The following is a 19192-nucleotide window of genomic DNA, read 5'->3' as shown; positions in this document are numbered from 1 at the left end:
CGATCGAACGACCGCTCTTATCGATCCGGGCCTTCCACAAGCCATCAAGATACGGCCCGCCATTTCCGGTCGCCTGACCCAAATGGGTCTAGGTCAGGACAATTGCGTGTTTTTTTTCAAAACAGGGGCATTGGCGGGAAAACCAGCAGGATAGGGGGCAGTCTGCTGCGAGCGACCCGGGCCGGTGGTGCATCGGCAGCCACCTCGACGACAAGTTGTTATCGTAATACGAGCCGTCCGAGCAGCGCCGCGAGTTCGCTTTGCCGGGATATATCGAGCTTCTCAAAAACCCGTTTCAGCGCGTTGCGCGCCGTGTCCTCGGCGATCCCAAGGCGGTCCGCAGCCAGTTTTGGAGCAACGCCCGAGCCGACCAGGGACGCGACCCTTGCTTCGCCAAGCGTCAACCCGAGGATGTCGCGCACGACCGCCGGATCGGGAGGCTCAGCAGTCTTCTGCTCAATCGCGAGCACGATCGCGCGGGTACGGTTCAGAAAATTACGATTTGAAGCAGCGCGCGCCGAGATCGGCAGCAGGTAGAATACGAAACGCCTTCCCGACGCGGTCTCGACGAGAAAGGGTCTTGGCTCAGCCAGCAAGTCCTGCGCCTCGGCGCGAAGCGTTTGCGAAACCGCGGATTCGAACTGAGCACGGCTGGGGGGCATCCTGACATTCAGATGGCCGTCAACAACGTCGAACACCTCGCCAATCAGGCTCTCGCCGACAGGATTAGCGAACAGCACGCGCGCCGACCAATCGAGCGCAAACACGCCTGCGCCGATGCGGGCCAAGGCCTCGCCAAGTCCCAAATTTGTCAGTTCGGCATCGAGAAGCCGCACCGACAGCCGTAAGGATTTCTCGATGCGGCGTCCCAGGGCGCTGACAACCTTCAGTTCGGCATCGGAATATTGCGGCTTTTCAAAAGCTCGCTGCACGCTCACCAGCACGCCTATCCTCGGATCCGGCGACACCGACACTGCGCCGAACCAGCCCAAGCCGTACTTCGCGAGGAATTCCTTGTTGAAGGGATGATTAAGGTAAGCATCGTCGACCGGACCGATGTGCCGATCGGTGATCGGTTCGCCTCCGAAGTAGAGGCCGGCCCGCATCGCCCGCTCGCCCTTGAAGTTGTGATGCGTCCACTGCCGCTCCACAAACTCGCGATTCGCCGCAATCAGGCTTTCGGAGACGATGACGCCGAACGTCGCATCCTCCTTTCGCCACTCAAGGATTGCGCCGGCGTCATCGAAGCAGTTCGCCACTTTGCCGAGAGCGTCCGGCCACAATGACGGATCGGGAGCTGCGTCGTAGATGGCCTCGACGGCGGCAAGAAAATGGTCTGCGTCAGCGGGCATGGGCTCGACTGATTGGGGCGAACCTTATTCGGTTACCATGAGATCGACCACCGTACAACGGCGGCGCAGAATGGCGCGACGAACAACTCTCAATCAGGGTGTGGCTGCGGCTTAAGTCCGTGTCTTGGTCACGGTGCGCGTCTTGTCACGGCGCGAGTCTTGACGCCGCGCGTCGAGGCGATGCGGCGGTCATCGTTCCGCACCGGACGATCTCGAACGACAGCATGGCATGGCAGAAGCCGATCGGCGTCATCGAGCGCCTCGGCGTGATGGACTCCCCATGCGATGACCGCCTCCAGGATAGGCCGCAGGCTTTCGCCGAGTGGAGTGAGCAGGTATTCGATCCCCTGACGATGCTCGCCGCTGGGCTGCCGGGTCACCATTCCGTGTTCTTCAAGCGCGCGCAGTTGCTCGATCAACACCTTCTGCGATATGCCGGAAATGCGGTTCTCCAGCTCGCATGTACGCTGCGGGCCATCCAGCAGCGTGTGAAGGATGACCGCCTTCCAGCGTCCCGAAATGACGCGGAGCGCGCGCTCGGCCGGCAAGCCCGGCAGTCTCTTGTTGATCTTCATTCGCCACCACTGACCAAACGGTGTGTAGATGGGCACGGCGGCCGAAAAGTAAACCTTCGATCGAAACCGACCGGAGGAAAAGCGATGGCCGACCTGTTCCAATCTCACCTGCTCGGTGGCACTGTTCCGCTGAAGAACCGCATCGTCATGCCGCCCATGACTCGCACGCGAACGTCCGAGGGCGCCCTCCCCACCGATGGTGATCTGCCGAACGCGACGATCGCCACCTATTACGGCCAGCGCGCCAGTGCCGGCCTGATCATTTCCGAGGTCAACGACGTGGATCAGTCCAGCCACGGTTACGCGCGGATACCCGGCATCCATTCGGAAGCCCAAATGCGTGGCTGGCGTCTGGTGACCGATGAGGTCCACCGTCACGGCGGCACGATGTTTATGCAGTTGTGGCACGTCGGCAGGCTGGCCCACTCTTCGATTCTGCCGCACGGCCAAGCCCCGGTCGGCGTGACCGCGCAACGGGCTGAGGGCTCGGAGGTGTTTGCCCACGGCCCGGACGGACGATTGCGGTTTATGGCTGTGGACACGCCGAGGCCTCTGAGCACCGATGAAGTGTCGGCCATGGTCGGCACCTTCGCCAAAGCTGCCGTCAATGCACGAAAGGTCGGGTTCGATGGTGTCGAACTCCATGCGGCCAACGGCTACCTGATCGAGCAGTTCATGAACTCGGTGCTCAATACGCGCACCGACCGCTACGGCGGGAGCAGCATGGACAATCGTACGCGCTTCCTGATGGAGGTCGTCGATGCGGTGGTGGCTGAATTCGGTCCGGGGCGCGTGGGTGTCCGCCTGTCTCCGTTCGGCAAGTACGGCTCCATGCCCACGGACCCGCTTGTCGAGGAAACATTCCTGTATGTTGTCGAGCAACTGGGGCGCCGCGGCGTGGCCTATATCCATCTGCTCTACGAACTGCTGCCCGAAGGAAACATGGAGACGGGCGTGTTCAAGCCTCGATACCTCGACCACGCACTGCTTGCCAAAGCTCGGGCATTGTTTCCCGGCGCCTTCATCTGGTGTGGCGGCTTCAACGATCGCGCGCGCGCCGAGGCGGCGCTCGACACCGGCTTGGTGGACCTCATCGCCTTCGGCAGACCGTACATCGCAAACCCGGATCTCGTTGATCGTCTCAAGCACGGCTGGCCGTTGGCGGTCGCGGACCGATCAACCTATTACACACGAAATGGTGAGGCAGGTTACACGGACTTCCCTGCCTATCGACCGGTCGCGCTGGACGCGGCAGCAAGCTGAGCGCGGCGTGCCTCAGAAGACCATGGCGGTCTGAGTCTAAATCCCTCTGACAAAAAAGTCCCGACAATTAGGTCGGGACTTTGCCGTGAGCGCAGCATGAGCGATAAATTTGCGGCGCGGCTGCGCGGCCCGTGTCTCTCAATTATTTGACGCGTTTTCTTCACGCGAATGAGTAGAGTTTGACGTTCGCAACATTACTCGCTGAGACGGGGTGCGAACATTCAAATCGGACCGCTAGGTACCCACTTCGCTCGAAACGTTTTGAACGATTTCCGCGGTCCTGACGTCAAACGCATGTCCCTTCCTTATCCGCACGGAATTCGACATGAACGATCTTGATATGGTCACTCTGATCGCCGCGATGCGCACGTCATTACGCCCCTGTTGGGTTCCGGCAGAGGCCGGCGGCATCGTTCTCATGGGAGATGTGAACGATGAAGAAGCCAATCGAACGGTCCTTCAGAAGGTCCTCGCGCTGTTTCCGGATGAAGACAACAACGAAGACGGCAAGTGGGAAAGATTGGCTGAAGAACTCTGCAAAACCGCTCATCAGTTTCTTCAAACCTATCATCTGGCTCCGGGCCGGTATGAACTCGACAATTATCACCGCGCGCTCGCGCAGGACGGCGAACTCCAGCTCAATCAGTGGGATTCACCTCCAATCAAAGTGCCGCCGGAGGACAAGTTTACATTCGCCGTCGCACCGGAGCATGTGACTCTCATGCGCAACGTCAACACCCGCACCTATGACGGTTATGTCGAATTGATGGATTTCAAGCGCCCCTATGGCGACATGACATACTTTTACATCGACATGGCCGATGCTCTGGGAGAGCCCGTTCCTCGCGACGACAAAGGACGTGCCGCCTTCTCTTCGGACGCCGAGCAGCGTTATGAGCGGCTTCATGGCGAGATGCTTTTCGCCGTCCAGGCGTTCTGGGATCACGCGTCGCGCGAAGTACCGCACCAATCCTGATATTTGAGAACGATCGCGAGCTCGCGTCCGATATTGATGCGCTGGGACGTGACTTTTAAGGTCCGGCCCCAGTCATCGCATGCGGACTCGATGAACGGACGTTGGCATGAAGTTCTTCCTGTGTGAAATCGTTGCTCGCATCGTCGCGATCTACTTGCTCGTCAGTGGCAGCCGCAAACTGCAGTCTGCCCTTGCCGAGAGAAAAATCAGGCTCTGGAGTTCCAGTTTGCTGGACTGGTCGAACACGGATGTTCATCAGGATGCCAAGCCGGTCCAGTACTGGATACAAATCGGCTTCCGGATATTGGCCTTGGTGACATGCGTCATTCTTGCGATATTTGGGTGGTTTCACCCAAGCACCTGAGCGTTCGCCGGCCTGATCACGATTTGATCAAGTCGCACCTCTCAAAAAAACTACTTGATATGCACGGGGCAGCCGGTCGAAAAGGCCGGCTCGTTTGTGAAGTTCAAGTGTGCGTCAATGCTGACAAGACAAGTCCTGGTCGCCGTAGTGATCTGCCCTCTTCTCGCGGGCTGCAGCTATGCCGTCGATGCGGGCAATACAGTCGCTCCCGACTGGATTCCCCATCGCAAGGCGTACGAGACGCCGACGGAACGAGAACCCGATCTTCATCAAATCGTGAAGGACAATCCCAACTCGCTTTTTGTCGGGACACCGCAAAACACCCGATTGAGCAAGCCGCGCCTGAACGGAAATCATTGGGAAGCGTGCGCCTCGGCAACAACCGCCGACGTCGCGGGGCACCCATCGCAAACGATGGTCGTATTTCCGATCGAGGGCGGACGGATTGGCGAACGCACGCGGGTGGAGCCCGGGCACTGGTGCTTCAGCGAAACCATGAGTCCGGTCTAGCAGCGGCGGCGCCTTACCCGGTTCGCCGCCGCCGGCAGTGTCATCGCGCACGCAAGAACTCGTACGGATTCCATCTCGCGTCAGTCCACATTGGAACAATATGAACCGGGAACGCCCATAAACGTGTTGTGCCGGCAGTTCAGTCCGGTCTCGGGATCGATCCAGGTGCGTTCGCGCACGGTGTGGCTGAATCTCCAGCCGTGCCCAAGCATACATCGCTTGAACTGCCGCGACGTCTCGGTGCCGTTGTCAGGCGCACCGAATTTCTGCGCGCAATCGGCTGAAGCGGCGTGAAGCTCGGCGTCGCTGCGCGGGTATTTTGTGGTGGGGTTGTAGACGTCATTGTCGGCATGGGCATTCACCACGCCTGCGATGAGCAACATTGCAGCGATAACGGCCTGCTTCCTGATAGGCTTCATATGGTGTCCTCCATCCTGACGACATCGTTCACAGACGCCGCTTACTCATCATGTGTCGAGCAAAATGGGGGCCCGGTTCAACAAGGCCTGATGAAAAATCGGACATGAATGAGGTCGCTCGTGTCCTCTTTGGGCCATAGCGCCATGTCGAGATGGCCCCGCAGATTCAGTGAATAATCATCCCCATGCGTTCGAAACGAAGCGAGCGCGCGCCGTCGGGCTTAGGCACGCGCGAAAAGAAAATCATGCCCACACGGCCGAAGACCTTTCCCAAGGGAATGGTGCCAAAGGCCGATTGCACGCGGCTATCAACCGAATTGTCGCGATTGTCTCCCATCACGAACATCTGTCCGGGCGGCACAACAACTTCGGGGGTGTTGTCGTAGTATGAGTTGTCCACGCAGTCGATCGTCTCATAGCTCACGCCGTTCGGAAGCGTTTCGCGCCAGCGCTTGATGACAGCGTACGTTTCCCCACAAGGCCGATCGCGACCGCTGTCATCCGGCAGACGCTCCCGCGGCACGGCATTGCCGTTGAGATAGAGCTCGCCATTCTTCATCTGAATGCGGTCACCAGGGAGACCAACCACGCGCTTGAGATAGGTCGACTTGTCTTTAGGCGCCGCAAACGCAACGACATCACCCCGCCTCGGTTCAGATGCAAAGCTGACCTTGGTGACAAAGACGTAGTCGCCTTCCAGCAGCGTCGGCGCCATCGAACTAGCCGCGACGCTCAAAGGCTCAAACAGGAATATCCTGATGAGCAACGCCACCAAAAAGGGAGAGAGAAGCCCGCAGACCACGTAAACCGAGATCGTCCGCCAGCGTCCCAGTTTCAGAATTTGTAAAAGCATCACCGCCGTGATGATCATCAACCAAACGCCGCCCGCGCCCAGGATCACCTGAAGCGTATTGGATAACGATCGCGCGGCCGGCACACTCCCGGCCGTATTCCAGCTCAGCACGAGTACGACCATAAGCACGCCGGCAAGGATGACGGGCATCGTGCCCCAGGCAAGAGCCGCGCGCACATCGGATGTTGACGCGCGACTTCCCAATCTGCGCCCAACCCAGGCGATGAGGAAAGCCGTCGCGTAGAGCTGGATAATGTTGCTGACGGCGCCGAGCAGCACCGCGCCCAACAACACGCGCCAGTCCTTTAGCTCCGCAATGACGCCGACTTGGATCATGAAGCTGGCGACCCCTGCAAAGCCGCCCAGCGCAGCCAGAACCGGGATGTGCCAGCCGGATCCATTGGCAGGAACGTGCTCGATGGTCTTGCGCGGCCTGAACCACACTGAAAGCCATGGTGACAAGCGGCTCGCGGCCGGATCTCGCGTCATTTCACTCTTCTGATTAAATCGCTGGAGACGTCAGCGGTCGATGGTGACAATCCCATAGGGGTTGAACTTGAAGTCATCGGGCTGATAGGACGAGTCATGGGACAGCCGCGCCTTGCGACCCGCGAGCACGGACTGCAGTCCGCGCGTGGCGAGTTCATCGCCGACGTCATCCATCAGCGCGGCCACCTCGCGCTCGCTGCCGTAAGTCTTGGCCACATAGACTTCGGGCAGGCCGACAAGGTGAAAGCCAACAGTTTCCGTATAGACGGGGCTCGCCAACGGCCGCTTGGCAAAAGCCAGCCGGCATGCACGGAGCGACGCGACATGATCGTCAGCGCGCAGCGCCGCTGCGCCCTCGCTGGTGAGTTCGCCCCAACGCGCAAGGCCGTGCGCAACGCCTGCACTCTCCCCCTTCGCAGCGACGGCCCCTGCCTTGATGACGGCATCCACCAGAAACAGCGCGCCGATCGAGCACGTCCCGGCAGTATCCGCGGTCATACGTGGCCCCAGAATGTAGAGCACCGATTTGTGGTTCGCGACCGCGGCCTCGTCCGCCTCCGTCCATGCATGGGGCGCGACGCGGTCCCAACAGACACCGAACGAGCGGGTCATGTGAGGGTCCGGTTCGTCCTGCGAATAGGTGGTGTCGACACTGAAGCCCGCAGCGAACTCCTCGATTACGCGCGACGCCGCGTCCGACAATCGCGCGAGATCGCCTTTCCCGCCGAGGAAGCACAGCACATGGCGAGGCTTTACGGTCGGTTCAGCGGCGTGCGTGGCATCCATTGACAAAACTCCCATCGCGATCAGCAGTTCTCTGCGGGATATGGTCATGACGATCTCACGGCTCGGACGAGCCGGAACGGAGTAAACAGCCGATCTCCGGCTTGTTGGTCGAGGGCCGATGCCACCAGGTTCATGCGCGAAGCACCTTCACATGTGAGGCGCCGGGCCGGTGAGATCAATCGGCTTTATACGGACGATCGCGACAAACCATGCGGACGGCAGCGACATCGATCATCAATCATCGGTCCCGCTGCCTTATGACAGCGCATTCCAGTTGAATGTGAACCGGTACACCACATACTGATACATATTCGGGATAGCAAAAATTCCCTCGAGGAGATTCAATGAGCCCCACGGATTGGAGATTTCGGAGCGCGCTTTTTGCTGCCTTGGTGGCCTTGAGTTCTCCAGCCGCCGCCGGTGAAGCGTGCGATAGTCCGGAAGATCCCGCGGCTGCGATCGTTGACTGCACCCAGAGCATCAAGTCGGGGAAATTCAAGGGCCCCCAGCTGGCGGCGTTCTATAACAATCGAGCTGCCGCTTATCGCGCCACAGGCGACAACAGCCACGCGATGGCTGACTTGAATGAGGCAATCCGGCTCGATCCCACATTGGCCATGGCTTTCAACAATCGCGGCGCGGCCTATAACGAACAAGGCGACAACGATCGCGCCATTGCCGACTACAATGCGGCGATCCGGCTCGATCCCAAACTTGCCATGGCCTTCCAGAATCGCGGCAACGCCTACAGCGACATGGGCAATAAAGATCGCGCCATCGCCGACTATAGCGAGGCGATCCGCCTCGATCCGAAATTCGCCATGGCGTTCCAGAATCGCGGCAGCGCCTACAACGACAAGGGCGACAACGACCACGCCATCGCCGACTTCAACGCGGCGATCCGGCTCGATCCCACCCACGCCATGGCCTTCATTGGTCGAGGGATAGCCCTCAGCGACAAGGGCGACACCGACCGCGCCATTGCCGACTTCAACGCGGCGATCCGGCTCGATCCCACATCCGCCGTGGCCTTCGACAATCGCGGCAACGCTTTCAGCAACATGGGCGACACTGACCGTGCCATCGCAGACTACAATGAGGCGATCCGGCTCGATCCCAAAAGCGCCAAGGCCTTGGTCAATCGCGGCAACGCCTTCAACGACAAGGACGACAATGATCGCGCCATCGCCGACTACGATGCGGCGATCCGGCTCAGTCCCAAACTCGCCATGGCGTTCCAGAACCGCGGCAGCGCCTACCACGACAAGGGCGACAACGATCACGCCATTTCTGACTACAACGAGGCGATCCGGCTCGATCCCGCACACGCCAGAACCTATGTCGGCCGGGGGATGGCCTATAGCGACAAGGGCGACACCGACCGCGCCATCGCCGACTTCAGCGAGGCGATCCGGCTCGATCCCACATCCGCCTCGGCCTTCATCAATCGCGGCAGTAACTCCATCGACAAGGGCGACACCGACCACGCCATCGCCGACTTCAGCGAGGGGATCCGGCTTAATCCGAAATCCCGCAAGGCCTTCATCGGCAGAGGCCTTGCCTTCAGGACCAAAGGCGACTTCGAACACGCGATCGCCGACTACAGTGAGGCGATCCGGCTCGATCCGAAACTCTCCCTGGGCTACTTTGTGCGCGGGCGTTTGTATCTGTTCACCGGCTCAGCCGAAAAGGCGCTGGCTGATTTCAATGAGGCCAATGCGAATGCACCAAGCAGCGCGTATATCGCGCTGTGGGCGGATATCGCCAGCCGGCGCAACAATCTCCCGAGCCATCTCGCGCAGGCGAGCTCAAAGCTCGACATGACTGCCTGGCCGGCGCCTGTCGTCAAAATGTTCATGGACCAGATGACGCCTGCTGCCGTGCTTGCAGCCGCCGACGATCCGGATGCCACCAAGACAAAGGGCCAGGTCTGCGAGGCTAACTTCTACAGCGGCGAGCTTTCGTTGGCGAAGGGGGCGAAAGATGAAGCAACGCGCCTCTTCCGTCTGGCGGCAAACGATTGCCCGCACAGTTTCGACGAGTGGGATGCTGCCAATGCCGAACTGAAGGCGCTCGGCGTCACTCCATGAGCAAGTGCGCGCGGTCTCCCCGCGCGGCCGGCGGTCTTTGCAAGTGCCGTTCGCAAATACCTTTTTGAAGCTGCCGATTGGATTGGTTATCGATCGCCGATCGCGTCCTCACGTTGCGACAAGAGCATTCCGGCAACCGCCGAAACCTCAGCGGACAAGGCGATGTTGTGGAGGCGCTTCGTGCTTCGCTTCGTGCATTGCAACGAGCGGAGCATTTTTTCCAACTCTGCAATTCGTTTGGCTATGTGACGACGATCGTCACCGGGACGGTCTTCGTAATCCATAAAAATGACTCTCACAAAAAATACGACAATAAAAACATCAGGCTACGGCCGAAAAAGCCGCTATCTCAAGTGTGGAACGAAAAACCGGGTGGCGCAATGGGTTTCCCGCGGCTTCGCCGCCAATGGATGAGTTTTGACGCACCGCAACGATGCGGCGCCTGAACGCTGAAAGCGCCGGGCGCCGCAAGTCAGCTCAATCCGGAATGGTCACCGTGCCGTTCTTGACATTGATCACGTCGCCTTCCGCAGGCGTCATGGAAATCGGCGGCACGTTGGAGAGCGTCAGCGGCGGCGCCTTGCCCGCCTCACCGCCGCGCGGCGTGGTGCGCACCACCTGGCTCGGCGGCAGGTTGCCCTTCTCCGTCAAATGCGCCCACATCAGATCGAGCGCGCGCAGGTGATAAAGCACCAGCGGCACCATGCGCGTGTCAAAGCCCGGCAGATCCGTGCCGAAGTGCTCGGCGTTGGTCACCTCGATGTAGCGCAACTGCGACGCGGCGCCGTCGGTGAGATTGTTCAGCGCCACAAACGGACGCGAAGAGAAGCTCACCGGCACACGGTCATCGCTGCGGCCGTGAACGATGATCGTCGGCAGATTGTTGAGTTTGGCCGATCCGACGAACTCGTTCACGCCCGCCTGCACCCGCTGCGCCTCCGGCGATTTACCAACCACCAGATCGCGGATGCAGATCGCGCCGTCGAGATTGAAGTCCTGCCGCCCCGTGCTGGGTGATGCCGACAGCCAGCTGCGGCGCGGCCCGGTCGGATCGTTGTCGTTCACCACATCGATGAGGCCTGCCGGTGCACCACCGGGCGCAATGGCGAAGTTCTGCGCCGCCTGTGCAGACGGCACCGCGATGGGCCGCCCTTCCGGATTGGTCGCGGCGTAGCTGTACCCGCAGATGCGATCGCGCAGGTCAAAGCGGCCATGGTCGTTGACATACTTCGTCGCCGTGGCATCGGGCGCGACGAAGTAACCGAACGCATGGCCGATGTCGGTCTCTTTGTCCCAGCCGTAAGCGTGCATCCGCTCCAGCGCTTCCTTCGCCTGCCCTTCAAGCGTGTCGGCCTTGAGCAGGCCTTTGTCGTGCAACGACTGACAGCGGTTTGCGGCATACGGCACGCGATCCTTCAGCGGAATGTCAGCCACCGCCAGCACCGCGCACGGCTGATAGAGATTGCCGAAGGAGAAATAGTCGAGCAGCGTGCGGCCGGTGCCGCGCCGCTCGATGGTGCCAACTTTCACCACCGCACGATCGTCCGGCTTCAACTGCACCTGCGGCTCGCGCGCCACGACGCCGTCGAGCAGATGCGATGTGTCTTTCTCCGCGGCATAGAGCACCGCGCCGCCGCCGTTTGAACTGCCGGTGGCAATGACAATGGTCTTGTCGCGGGTAAAGGACGGATCGCGCTTGGCAAGTTCAAAGAATGCGAACTGCACGGCGTGGAGCACGTTCACACCCCAGTCCTTCTCCGGATTCTGCTTCGAATGCGCCGCCTTGAACGCCACGCGATGCGGCCACTTGGCGAGAAATTCCTGACGCGCACTGTCATCGAGATCGGCGCGGAAATGCGCGGACTTGCCCGCCTCGCCCGCTGGCATCATGCGGCCATCGAGCACGTCCACCGTGTTGGTCTCGAGCAGATGAAAGCCGTTGCCGTGGCCCTTGTCGGTGTAGACCACGGCGCAACGATGCCGCAGGCCCCAATAGCCGAAGTCGACGATGTCGCGATAAAGGCTTGCGGAGCCCGCGACAGGAATAGCGACGATGCAGCGGCGCTCAGTGCTCAGGTTTTGCGGGATCTGCAGCAGCATGGCGACGTTCTGCTTGCCGCTGCCATCGTCCTCGTAAGCGAGAATTTCATCGCCTGCGATCTTGCCGTTGTCGTCCAAAACCTTGCCGCTCGCGTGATCGACCGCAGGCCCGAACAGCCGTCCATAGCCCTGCCCGCTACTCGCGCGGAAGAAAATCGATGCGCGGCGCAGCTCGGCAGCGGTCGGATGCTCCGGGTCCGCGTAAGGCGGCGGCGTCTTGCCCATGGCGTCCGCGCCGAGGCCCGCAGTCACCAGATCGTTCGACTGTCCGTCGGTGTGGAGCGTGTCGCCTTCATGCAGCCACGACGGCTTGTCCTGCGCATGGGCAGCGACAATCGATGTGGCGACAAGCAGTGAAGCGAGAGCAAGGCGCTGGATCATGGATGCATTCCGTTTTGCAAGAAGCGAGAGGCAGCGAACATGAATGTTCGCTGCGAAGGTGAGTTGTTGTCAGCGCCGATAGGTTTCGGCGGTCAGCGGCTTCGGATAGCGATGGCCGTCGGCGCAGGTGAAGTTGGCGCCAACCTTGTTGTCGCCATTGCCTGAGAAGCGCGCCTCCTGCGGATACGGGCACAGCGGCCGCGTGAATTCGACACCGTCGTCGCGCTTGTTGTTGACGAACTTGGTCGCGGCGATCTGCGCCGGCGCGTTGCCGTGCTCGACCCACTGCTCCAGCGCAATCTGCGTCTCCAGCACATTGGCACCCTCGCCGCCGCGGCAATGCTCCATGCCCGGCACGAGAAACAGCCGATAGTAATCGGCGGTGACGTCCGCAGGCGCAGTGTCCGACTTCGCCTGGAAGCGCTGAACGGATTCAAAGTAATCGATCGAGTCGCGCGGCGGCACCACAGGGTCGGCGAGCCCGTGATACTGGATCATCTTGCCGCCCTGCGCGCGGAAGGCCGACAGATCCGGATTCATCGCGTTGATGGTCCCCGCGAGTTTGTCGTCCACCGCTGTCATGCCCGCGTCGAAATCGAACGAGCGCCAGTCCCACTCCGGATCGTTGAACGCCCACACCTTCCAGAAGCTGGCGCGCGCGGGCTTGGTCGCATCCTTCGGGTCGGCCCAATAAAGACTCCAGCCCGGCAGCGCCTTCACCACCTGTCCGGAATTCTCGCTGCCCTTCGGCCATGCATAATAGATCGCCTCACCGTTGCGCGGATTGCGCGCCCCTTGATACATCGCGGTCAATGCATCGGCCTCGGGTTGCGTCAGGCAATCCGGCGCATCCCCCCCCTTGCAGACGATGTCCTTCGGCTGGAAGCCGCACTCCTCCGGCGCGGTGAGATATTTGTCGGTCGCAAGACCGCCATCGCGGCCGCGGCAAGCTTTCAGGACCGCAGCGGACACTGCCGCGAGCTTTGCCGGCGGAATGATCGGCGTCGCGTCCGGCGCCTTTGTCCGGTTGGCGACGAACTGCCAGAGGAAGCCGGCATTGAGATGCGTGCGGTTGTGACCCGGATCGCCCGCGATGATGCCGTTGAAATCCGTTGGATACCGCTGCGCTTCCATGAACGCCTGATGGCCGCCAGTGGAGCAGCCCGAGAAATAGGAATACTTCGGATGCGCGCCGTAGAACTCGTTCACCACCGTTTTTGCTGCGACGATGGATTCATGCACTGCGCGATGGCCCCAATCGACGATCGACTCTGGATGGCCCACAGCGAAATCGGGATCGTCTCCAGTGTGGCCGGTATCGGTGCCGACCACCACATAGCCGCGCTTGAGTTGTTCGCCGAGTGCGGCATAGGCGATCTTCGAGCTGTAGCCGCCGTTGCCGAACATCTCGATCTTGCCGTTCCAGTCGGTCGTCGGTAGCCAGACTTCGAAACCGATTTTGGAATCCGCCACTGGCGAGACCGTGCCGTGCACACGGCAGAACGCGGGCGCGTCCTTTAACTCGACGCCGTCCGGCATCTTGAAATGTCCGGCCTGCTCCGGCTCTGCCGTATCGATCTGCACGTTCGCTGGCTTGAACTCTTTAAGCTGGGCGCAGTGGGTCGCAGCCATCCCGGGCGCGGCCGCGAATGGCACGGCGATGCCAACCACCGCGCTGCAAAGCGCTGTGACCGCAAGGTGCCGGGTCAAATGACGGTTCATGCTATTTCCACCCTATTGAACATTTTTGCATCGAGCTTCATGTCTCGATTTTTGATACGGCGACTGAAGCCGCCGCACTTATAGACTAGAAAGTGAACACGCCGAACACCACGCACGCAATCGTCATGATGAGCGACGCGCCGAAAAGAAATGGAATCGAGAATTTCTGGTGATCGGCGAGATCGATGCCGGTGAGGCCTACCACAAGAAAAGTCGCCGGCGTCAGCGGGCTGACCGGGAACCCGGTCGTCATCTGGCCGAGCAATGCGCCCTGCGCCAGTTGCACCTTGGAGACGCCAAGCTGGCCACCGACTTCGGCGATCACCGGCAGCACGCCGAAATAGAACGAGTCCGGATCGAATAAGAGACTAAGAGGCATCGAGACCACGCCGAGCGCCACCGGCATGAACCGCGCAGCCTCCACCGGCACGAAACCCACCGCCGTCTGCGCCATCGCCTTCAGCATGCCCGAGCCCTGCATGATGCCGGTGAACACACCCGCCGCCAGCAGGATGGACGCCATCAAGAGCGCCGCCTTGGCATGGGCATCGATGCGCTGACGCTGATCATCGACGCTGCGATAGTTGATCAGAAGCGCCAGGCACGTGCCGACCATGAACACGATGGCGGGAGCCAGCTTGTCGCCGAGCGCCACCATGGTGCCGAGCACGATCACGGTGAGCACGATGTTGATCCAGAAATTCTGCGGGCGACGCAGCGCTTGCTCCGCATCGGTCAACTTGCGCTGCGCGATCACGTCGATGGACGCTCCACCCGTCAGGCCGAGCCGCTTCTCTTCCCGCCGCCCGAGCCAATACGACACCGCGAAGATGAAGATGATGCCGACGATCTGCACCGGCACCAGCGGATTGAAGATCTCAGGAATGGGCAGCTTAAGTGACGCGGAGGCGCGGATCATCGGCCCGGTCCACGGCAGGAAGTTGACGCCCGCCGCGAGCGACGCCGCACACGCCAGAATTCTGCGGTCGATACCCAGGCGATCGTAGAGCGGCAGCATCGCGGGAATGGTGATCAGGAACGTCACCGCGCCGGAGCCGTCGAGATGAATCAACAGCGCCAGCAGCGTGGTGCCCATGACGATCCGCGTCGGCCGGGTGCCGACGGTGCGCAGGATGCGGTCGATGATCGGATCGAGCATGCCCGCGTCCGTCACCACACCGAAGAACAGGATGGCGAACACAAACATGCCGACGACGGGCGCGAGGCTCTGCAGGCCCGAAACGATGAACTTGCTGGTGTTCCAGCCGAAGCCGCCGATCAGGCACGCAATCAGCGGGATCAGGATCAGAGCGATGAGGGGCGACATCCGCTTCGTCATGATGACCACGAGCAACAGCACAATGGTCGCAACACCCAACAAAGCCAGCATCGAAAGCTTCCCCACAGTCTTCTTGCACCGCGGCCCAAGGGGCGGCGCCGATCGCGTTTTCAAAAAAGCTTGAGGGCCTGCCGATGTATTATGCAATTGAAATGATTCAATCGCAGCGATAGAGAACCTCTATGGATGTCAGCGTCAGACAGTTGCGGTCTTTTGTTGCGGTTGCGAAGTTGCGGAGCTTCACGCAGGCCGCCTCCGCCCTGCATATCTCCCAACCCACGCTGACGGTTCAGATCAAGCGGCTCGAAGAAGCGCTGGGCCTGCGGCTGTTCGATCGCAACCCGCGCTCCGTGGATCTCACACGCATCGGCCAGCAATTGCTCCCCGCGCTGGAGCGCGCCTTGCAGGATCTCGATTCCGTTCTGCTCAATGTGCAGGACATCGCCTCCGAGCGGCGCGGCGTCGTGCGCATCGCGGCCCTGCCCTCGTTTGCGGCGGGCGTTTTGCCCGATGTCATCAAGCAGTTTCGCGAGGACTATCCCGGCGTCACCTTCGTGCTGAAAGATGTCATCGCGCGCGATGTGCTCACACTCGTCCGCTCCGAGGATGTCGATCTTGGACTGACCGCAGGCGATACGAAGTTTCCCGATGTCACCAATCTGTTTGCCGCGCGCGACGAGATGGTGGTGGTCTATCCGAAGAACCACGCCATCGCCAACGCAGCCAAGGTGACCGCGGCAACCCTCGCCGAGCATCCGCTCATTCTGATGTATCAGGGTACAAGCGTGCGCGCGGTGACGGACGCGGCATTCCGGAAAGCAGGCGCAGCGCCGAATCCGGCGTCGGAAGCAACCTATATGATGACGGCCATCGGCATGGTGAAGGCCGGCATTGGGCTGGCCATCCTTCCAATATCCGCACGTGAAATCGCGGCGGAGCGCACCTTGCGCAGCCGCAAGATCAACGACGCCAACTTCTCGCGCCCGATCAATCTGATCAAGAAAGCCAACCGCACGCTGCCGCCGATCGCGCAGGCGTTCTCGGATTTTCTCGCGGAAAATCTCAACACCGCGCTGGCCGGTTACGCGTCCCACGCGTCACACCGGACGTGAGCTGATCTCACCCCGCATAATGCCGTTGAGCCCAATCATTCCATAGGCCCCCGGGGTTGCGGTGGTCATATGAGCATGTAAACCTGAGCCGGGGACTGGGGGAGGCTCAATTGAAGTGGAAATGGCTCGTTTTCGGGTTGCTGGTCCTATCCGTCGTCGCACAAGGCTGGAAAGCTGCGAAAACTGAAGCCCTCTCAAAACCTTCTTATGGGAACGTAAAAGCCTATCTGCGGTCCGCCGAATGCGCGCGAACAACAGGCAAGATCCTTGTCATCTGCGACGGCGCGCAGATTCGCCCCATCGCCGAGATCAACGCAGCCGATGATCCGGGCCACGCGCTTTTTCTCGACCTTTATTCCGCGTTGAGCGGAAATTTGATTGATTACACCGACGTCACTGTCCTGAACGCGTTGATCAACGCCCTCGGCATTTTTGCCCTCGCCGGGCTCCTGGTGTGGCTGAGACTGCCGCTCGTCGCCATCACGCTTCTCGCTTTGGCGCCTATCGCCTCAGGTCACTATTTGCTTTTCAGCCAGCACACCGCCCAATTTGGCGGTGCGTGTCTCGCGATGATGCCGGCGCTTGTTATCTTGACGACGTCGCCTTTCGATAAGCGAAAATCAGCGATCGGATGGCTTGTTGCTGCGGTCGCCGCGCTCGCGCTCGCCAGCCTGCTCCGTCAAGCGATTGGCCTCATGGGGCTCGTGGCCGCTGATTGCGCGCTGGCGTACAAAGTCCTCTCCGTCCCGCGAACGCTTCGTCATCTTGGCTTTTACGCCGTCGTTTTGGGCGTACTGCTCGCATCGTATCAAGCGCCGCTGTTAGTATTCACGCTCAGAAACCTTGCCTATGGTCTGGCGCCATCCGGACAGATGGAAACCCACGGCATCTGGCACAATCTCTATATCGGTCTGGGCGTTGTCGGTAATCCCTTCGGAATCATCTGGGACGATACCAATGGATTTGAGCACGCCAGAGCCATCGACCCCAATGTAAAATACATCAGCAAGCACTACTACGATGTTCTGCGGGACGCGTATTTCGACATCGTCGCGCAGCATCCGCTCACGGTCGCCCGCATCTACATCGAGAAACTCACGTACGCCATCACGAGAGATAGAGTCTGGCTCATGATCGTCCTCTCGGCGATCCCCGCCATACACCTGCGGCGCGCCATGCGGAGCCAGAACCTTGGCAATATCGACGCTGTCTTCGTCGTCAGCGGCCTCTTTGTCTGCTTCTTTCTTGGACAGGCCGCCCTTTTCCACTGGGACATCGGCTATCGATTCCCGATGACGATTTCATTTATTTTGATGCTTGGAATATCGATCGACATCCTCGTGCGACAGCGCATGCAGGCGGTCAGGCTGGCGACTGAACGCACCGGATCATCCGCGTGATGAGCCGCGAGTTTGTGAACGCATCGGAGCACGCTGGTCACTCAACCATTGCGGTCAGAACCATCGCCGCCCCTCTGAGGCGCTTTCATGTGCGCTTCACATCGAAGCGCACCGAAGACCCTGCACGAGGCGGCTACTTGCGCAGTGCGCTCGCGACCGGGCCCACCAGTTGCTGCGCCAGCATGCGATAGCCCTCTGGGGTGAGGTGCTGGCCGTCGACCTGGTGCGGCTTGCCGCGGAACATCCCGTTCGGCACCATGACAACCCTCACGCCCATGGCGTGGAGACGGCTTTGGATTTCGCCGGTGACGTTGGTCTGGCCTTTTCGCATGTCGTTGCCGCCGGGTTGAAGGATAACGACTCGGGTGCCCTTCGGAACGGCACTATCGAGCCGCGCCAGCATTCCGCCTGTGGTGTCGCCGCTGATCCCCTCATTGATGACGGTCACGTCGAGCCCCCGCGCGCGAAGCATGCCCTGAAGCTGAGCTGGAAATGCCTCGCTTTGCGATACACCCTTCCCCGCGGTGTTGCTCGCGCCCAGCGCGACAACGGTGGCGGCGTGAGCCGCGCCAACCTGGACAAGCATTCCGAATGCGGCGAGAGCGACGAGGAAACGTTTCATCGACATTTTCAAATCCTCAAAAAAGTGGTGGCAGCTCCGCAAGGGTGGTGACGGCGGGTCCTTGCCGAGGCAACGGCGTTGAACGGCGGGATCAGCTTTCAACCAGCCCTGCAATCACCATTGGCTGATATTGATCGTTTAACATGGCCGGTTGATCATCGCATGCCCCGTTTGGACTACGGGATCTTCCTTATCTCGCATATTCGACGGAAGATGTTTCTCTAGTCCGCTATCGAACGAATGACCCTCGCCGGATTTCCTCCGACCAGGGTATTCGGGGGAATGTCCTTGGTAACGACGGCGCCTGCCGCAACAACAGAGTTTTCGCCCACCCTCACGCCGCCAATGATCGTGGCATTGGCTGCGATCCATACGTTTTTCTCAATCACGATGGGCTTTGCGATCACGGCCGCGCGCCGCTGGGACGGTTCAAGGGGATGGCCGGTCGTGATAAGGCTCACGTTCGGCCCGATCATCACATCGTCGGCAATGTCGAGCCCGCCAAGGTCATAGAACGTGCAGTTCTGATTGACGAAGACATTGCGTCCGACACGGATATCGACCCCGCCGGCTGTGTAGAATGGCGGGATCAATATAAAGCTGTCGTCCACCGTCTTGCCGATGAGATCGCTGAACACAGCCCGGACTTCATCCGCATCGTCGTACGTCAAACGATTGAGTTTAGCGGTCATCGCCATCGCGCGTTTGACGTTGGCCGACATGGCCGCGGATTCCGGCGTCCGTCTCGGAATTATTATGGAGCGATCATCATTCGCCATTCGTTATTATCCTGCGAGCGAGGTCGAGCATGTGTCCGGCACATTGGCACAATCAGTAAA

18 protein-coding genes are annotated in these 19192 nt (G+C 60.4%); 8 read left to right on the top strand and 10 right to left on the bottom strand.

Features of this window, described 5'->3' with window-relative positions; all coding sequences use genetic code 11:
- Positions 1-218: 218 nt before the first annotated feature.
- Both ACZ5C3_RS10810 and ACZ5C3_RS10805 read right to left on the bottom strand, forming a co-directional pair.
- A complete protein-coding gene (locus ACZ5C3_RS10810; protein ID WP_464037558.1) occupies positions 219-1352 on the bottom strand; it encodes a helix-turn-helix transcriptional regulator in 1134 nt (377 codons plus the stop codon).
- A 128-nt stretch (positions 1353-1480) separates the two neighbouring features.
- Positions 1481-1927 carry a winged helix-turn-helix transcriptional regulator gene (locus tag ACZ5C3_RS10805; RefSeq protein ID WP_464037556.1) on the bottom strand — a complete coding sequence of 149 codons (447 nt, stop codon included), beginning with the start codon at positions 1925-1927 and terminating at the stop codon, positions 1481-1483.
- An 84-nt stretch (positions 1928-2011) separates the two neighbouring features.
- Here ACZ5C3_RS10805 and ACZ5C3_RS10800 point away from each other — a divergent pair, with 84 nt between their 5' ends.
- The 4 genes from ACZ5C3_RS10800 to ACZ5C3_RS10785 all read left to right on the top strand — a co-directional run bounded on the left by ACZ5C3_RS10800 (position 2012) and on the right by ACZ5C3_RS10785 (position 5040).
- On the top strand, positions 2012-3190 hold the full coding sequence (locus tag ACZ5C3_RS10800; protein WP_464037554.1) for an alkene reductase: 1179 nt from the start codon (positions 2012-2014) through the stop codon (positions 3188-3190).
- 325 nt (positions 3191-3515) lie between these two features.
- Positions 3516-4166 (top strand): hypothetical protein, encoded by a 651-nt coding sequence (locus ACZ5C3_RS10795; protein WP_464037552.1) that lies wholly within the window; start codon positions 3516-3518, stop codon positions 4164-4166.
- Between the two features lie 106 nt (positions 4167-4272).
- Positions 4273-4530 (top strand): hypothetical protein, encoded by a 258-nt coding sequence (locus ACZ5C3_RS10790; protein WP_464037550.1) that lies wholly within the window; start codon positions 4273-4275, stop codon positions 4528-4530.
- A 117-nt stretch (positions 4531-4647) separates the two neighbouring features.
- Positions 4648-5040: a hypothetical protein gene (locus ACZ5C3_RS10785; protein WP_464044698.1), complete on the top strand. Its 393-nt coding sequence runs from the start codon at positions 4648-4650 to the stop codon at positions 5038-5040.
- 80 nt (positions 5041-5120) lie between these two features.
- Here ACZ5C3_RS10785 and ACZ5C3_RS10780 read toward each other — a convergent pair whose 3' ends face one another.
- From ACZ5C3_RS10780 to ACZ5C3_RS10770, 3 genes are all read right to left on the bottom strand, one after another.
- Positions 5121-5459, bottom strand: coding sequence for a hypothetical protein (locus ACZ5C3_RS10780; RefSeq protein WP_464037547.1), 339 nt, complete (start codon positions 5457-5459; stop codon positions 5121-5123).
- A 166-nt stretch (positions 5460-5625) separates the two neighbouring features.
- Positions 5626-6801, bottom strand: coding sequence for a signal peptidase I (gene lepB / locus ACZ5C3_RS10775; RefSeq protein WP_464037545.1), 1176 nt, complete (start codon positions 6799-6801; stop codon positions 5626-5628).
- 30 nt (positions 6802-6831) lie between these two features.
- Positions 6832-7635, bottom strand: coding sequence for a hypothetical protein (locus ACZ5C3_RS10770; protein ID WP_464037543.1), 804 nt, complete (start codon positions 7633-7635; stop codon positions 6832-6834).
- A gap of 296 nt (positions 7636-7931) precedes the next feature.
- Between ACZ5C3_RS10770 and ACZ5C3_RS10765 the strand changes: the two genes are divergently transcribed.
- Together ACZ5C3_RS10765 and ACZ5C3_RS10760 are read left to right on the top strand one after the other, a co-directional pair.
- On the top strand, positions 7932-9677 hold the full coding sequence (locus ACZ5C3_RS10765) for a tetratricopeptide repeat protein (RefSeq protein WP_464037541.1): 1746 nt from the start codon (positions 7932-7934) through the stop codon (positions 9675-9677).
- 77 nt (positions 9678-9754) lie between these two features.
- Positions 9755-10123: a hypothetical protein gene (locus tag ACZ5C3_RS10760; protein WP_464037539.1), complete on the top strand. Its 369-nt coding sequence runs from the start codon at positions 9755-9757 to the stop codon at positions 10121-10123.
- A 31-nt stretch (positions 10124-10154) separates the two neighbouring features.
- On the opposite strand, the gene ACZ5C3_RS10755 is transcribed toward ACZ5C3_RS10760, so the two are convergent.
- The 3 genes from ACZ5C3_RS10755 to ACZ5C3_RS10745 all read right to left on the bottom strand — a co-directional run bounded on the left by ACZ5C3_RS10755 (position 10155) and on the right by ACZ5C3_RS10745 (position 15270).
- The gene (locus tag ACZ5C3_RS10755) at positions 10155-12158 is read right to left on the bottom strand and encodes a 3-hydroxybutyrate oligomer hydrolase family protein (protein WP_464044697.1); all 2004 of its coding nucleotides are present in this window, start codon (positions 12156-12158) and stop codon (positions 10155-10157) included.
- Positions 12159-12227: 69 nt separating this feature from the next.
- A complete protein-coding gene (locus tag ACZ5C3_RS10750) occupies positions 12228-13880 on the bottom strand; it encodes a tannase/feruloyl esterase family alpha/beta hydrolase (protein ID WP_464044696.1) in 1653 nt (550 codons plus the stop codon).
- An 85-nt stretch (positions 13881-13965) separates the two neighbouring features.
- A complete protein-coding gene (locus ACZ5C3_RS10745) occupies positions 13966-15270 on the bottom strand; it encodes a CitMHS family transporter (protein ID WP_464037534.1) in 1305 nt (434 codons plus the stop codon).
- Positions 15271-15401: 131 nt separating this feature from the next.
- Between ACZ5C3_RS10745 and ACZ5C3_RS10740 the strand changes: the two genes are divergently transcribed.
- Together ACZ5C3_RS10740 and ACZ5C3_RS10735 are read left to right on the top strand one after the other, a co-directional pair.
- Positions 15402-16331 carry a LysR family transcriptional regulator gene (locus tag ACZ5C3_RS10740; RefSeq protein ID WP_464037532.1) on the top strand — a complete coding sequence of 310 codons (930 nt, stop codon included), beginning with the start codon at positions 15402-15404 and terminating at the stop codon, positions 16329-16331.
- A 110-nt stretch (positions 16332-16441) separates the two neighbouring features.
- On the top strand, positions 16442-17731 hold the full coding sequence (locus tag ACZ5C3_RS10735; RefSeq protein WP_464037530.1) for a hypothetical protein: 1290 nt from the start codon (positions 16442-16444) through the stop codon (positions 17729-17731).
- Positions 17732-17864: 133 nt separating this feature from the next.
- Here ACZ5C3_RS10735 and ACZ5C3_RS10730 read toward each other — a convergent pair whose 3' ends face one another.
- Positions 17865-18359, bottom strand: coding sequence for a GDSL-type esterase/lipase family protein (locus ACZ5C3_RS10730; protein WP_464037528.1), 495 nt, complete (start codon positions 18357-18359; stop codon positions 17865-17867).
- Positions 18360-18574: 215 nt separating this feature from the next.
- Entirely contained in the window at positions 18575-19075 is a 501-nt protein-coding gene (locus tag ACZ5C3_RS10725) for a sugar O-acetyltransferase (protein ID WP_464037526.1), read from the bottom strand.
- Positions 19076-19192: the final 117 nt, after the last annotated feature.

This window comes from Afipia dichlorophenoxyacetatis, from assembly GCF_055386385.1.
Note: the sequence above shows the minus strand (reverse complement) of the source record. Positions and strands in the feature narration are given on the sequence as shown.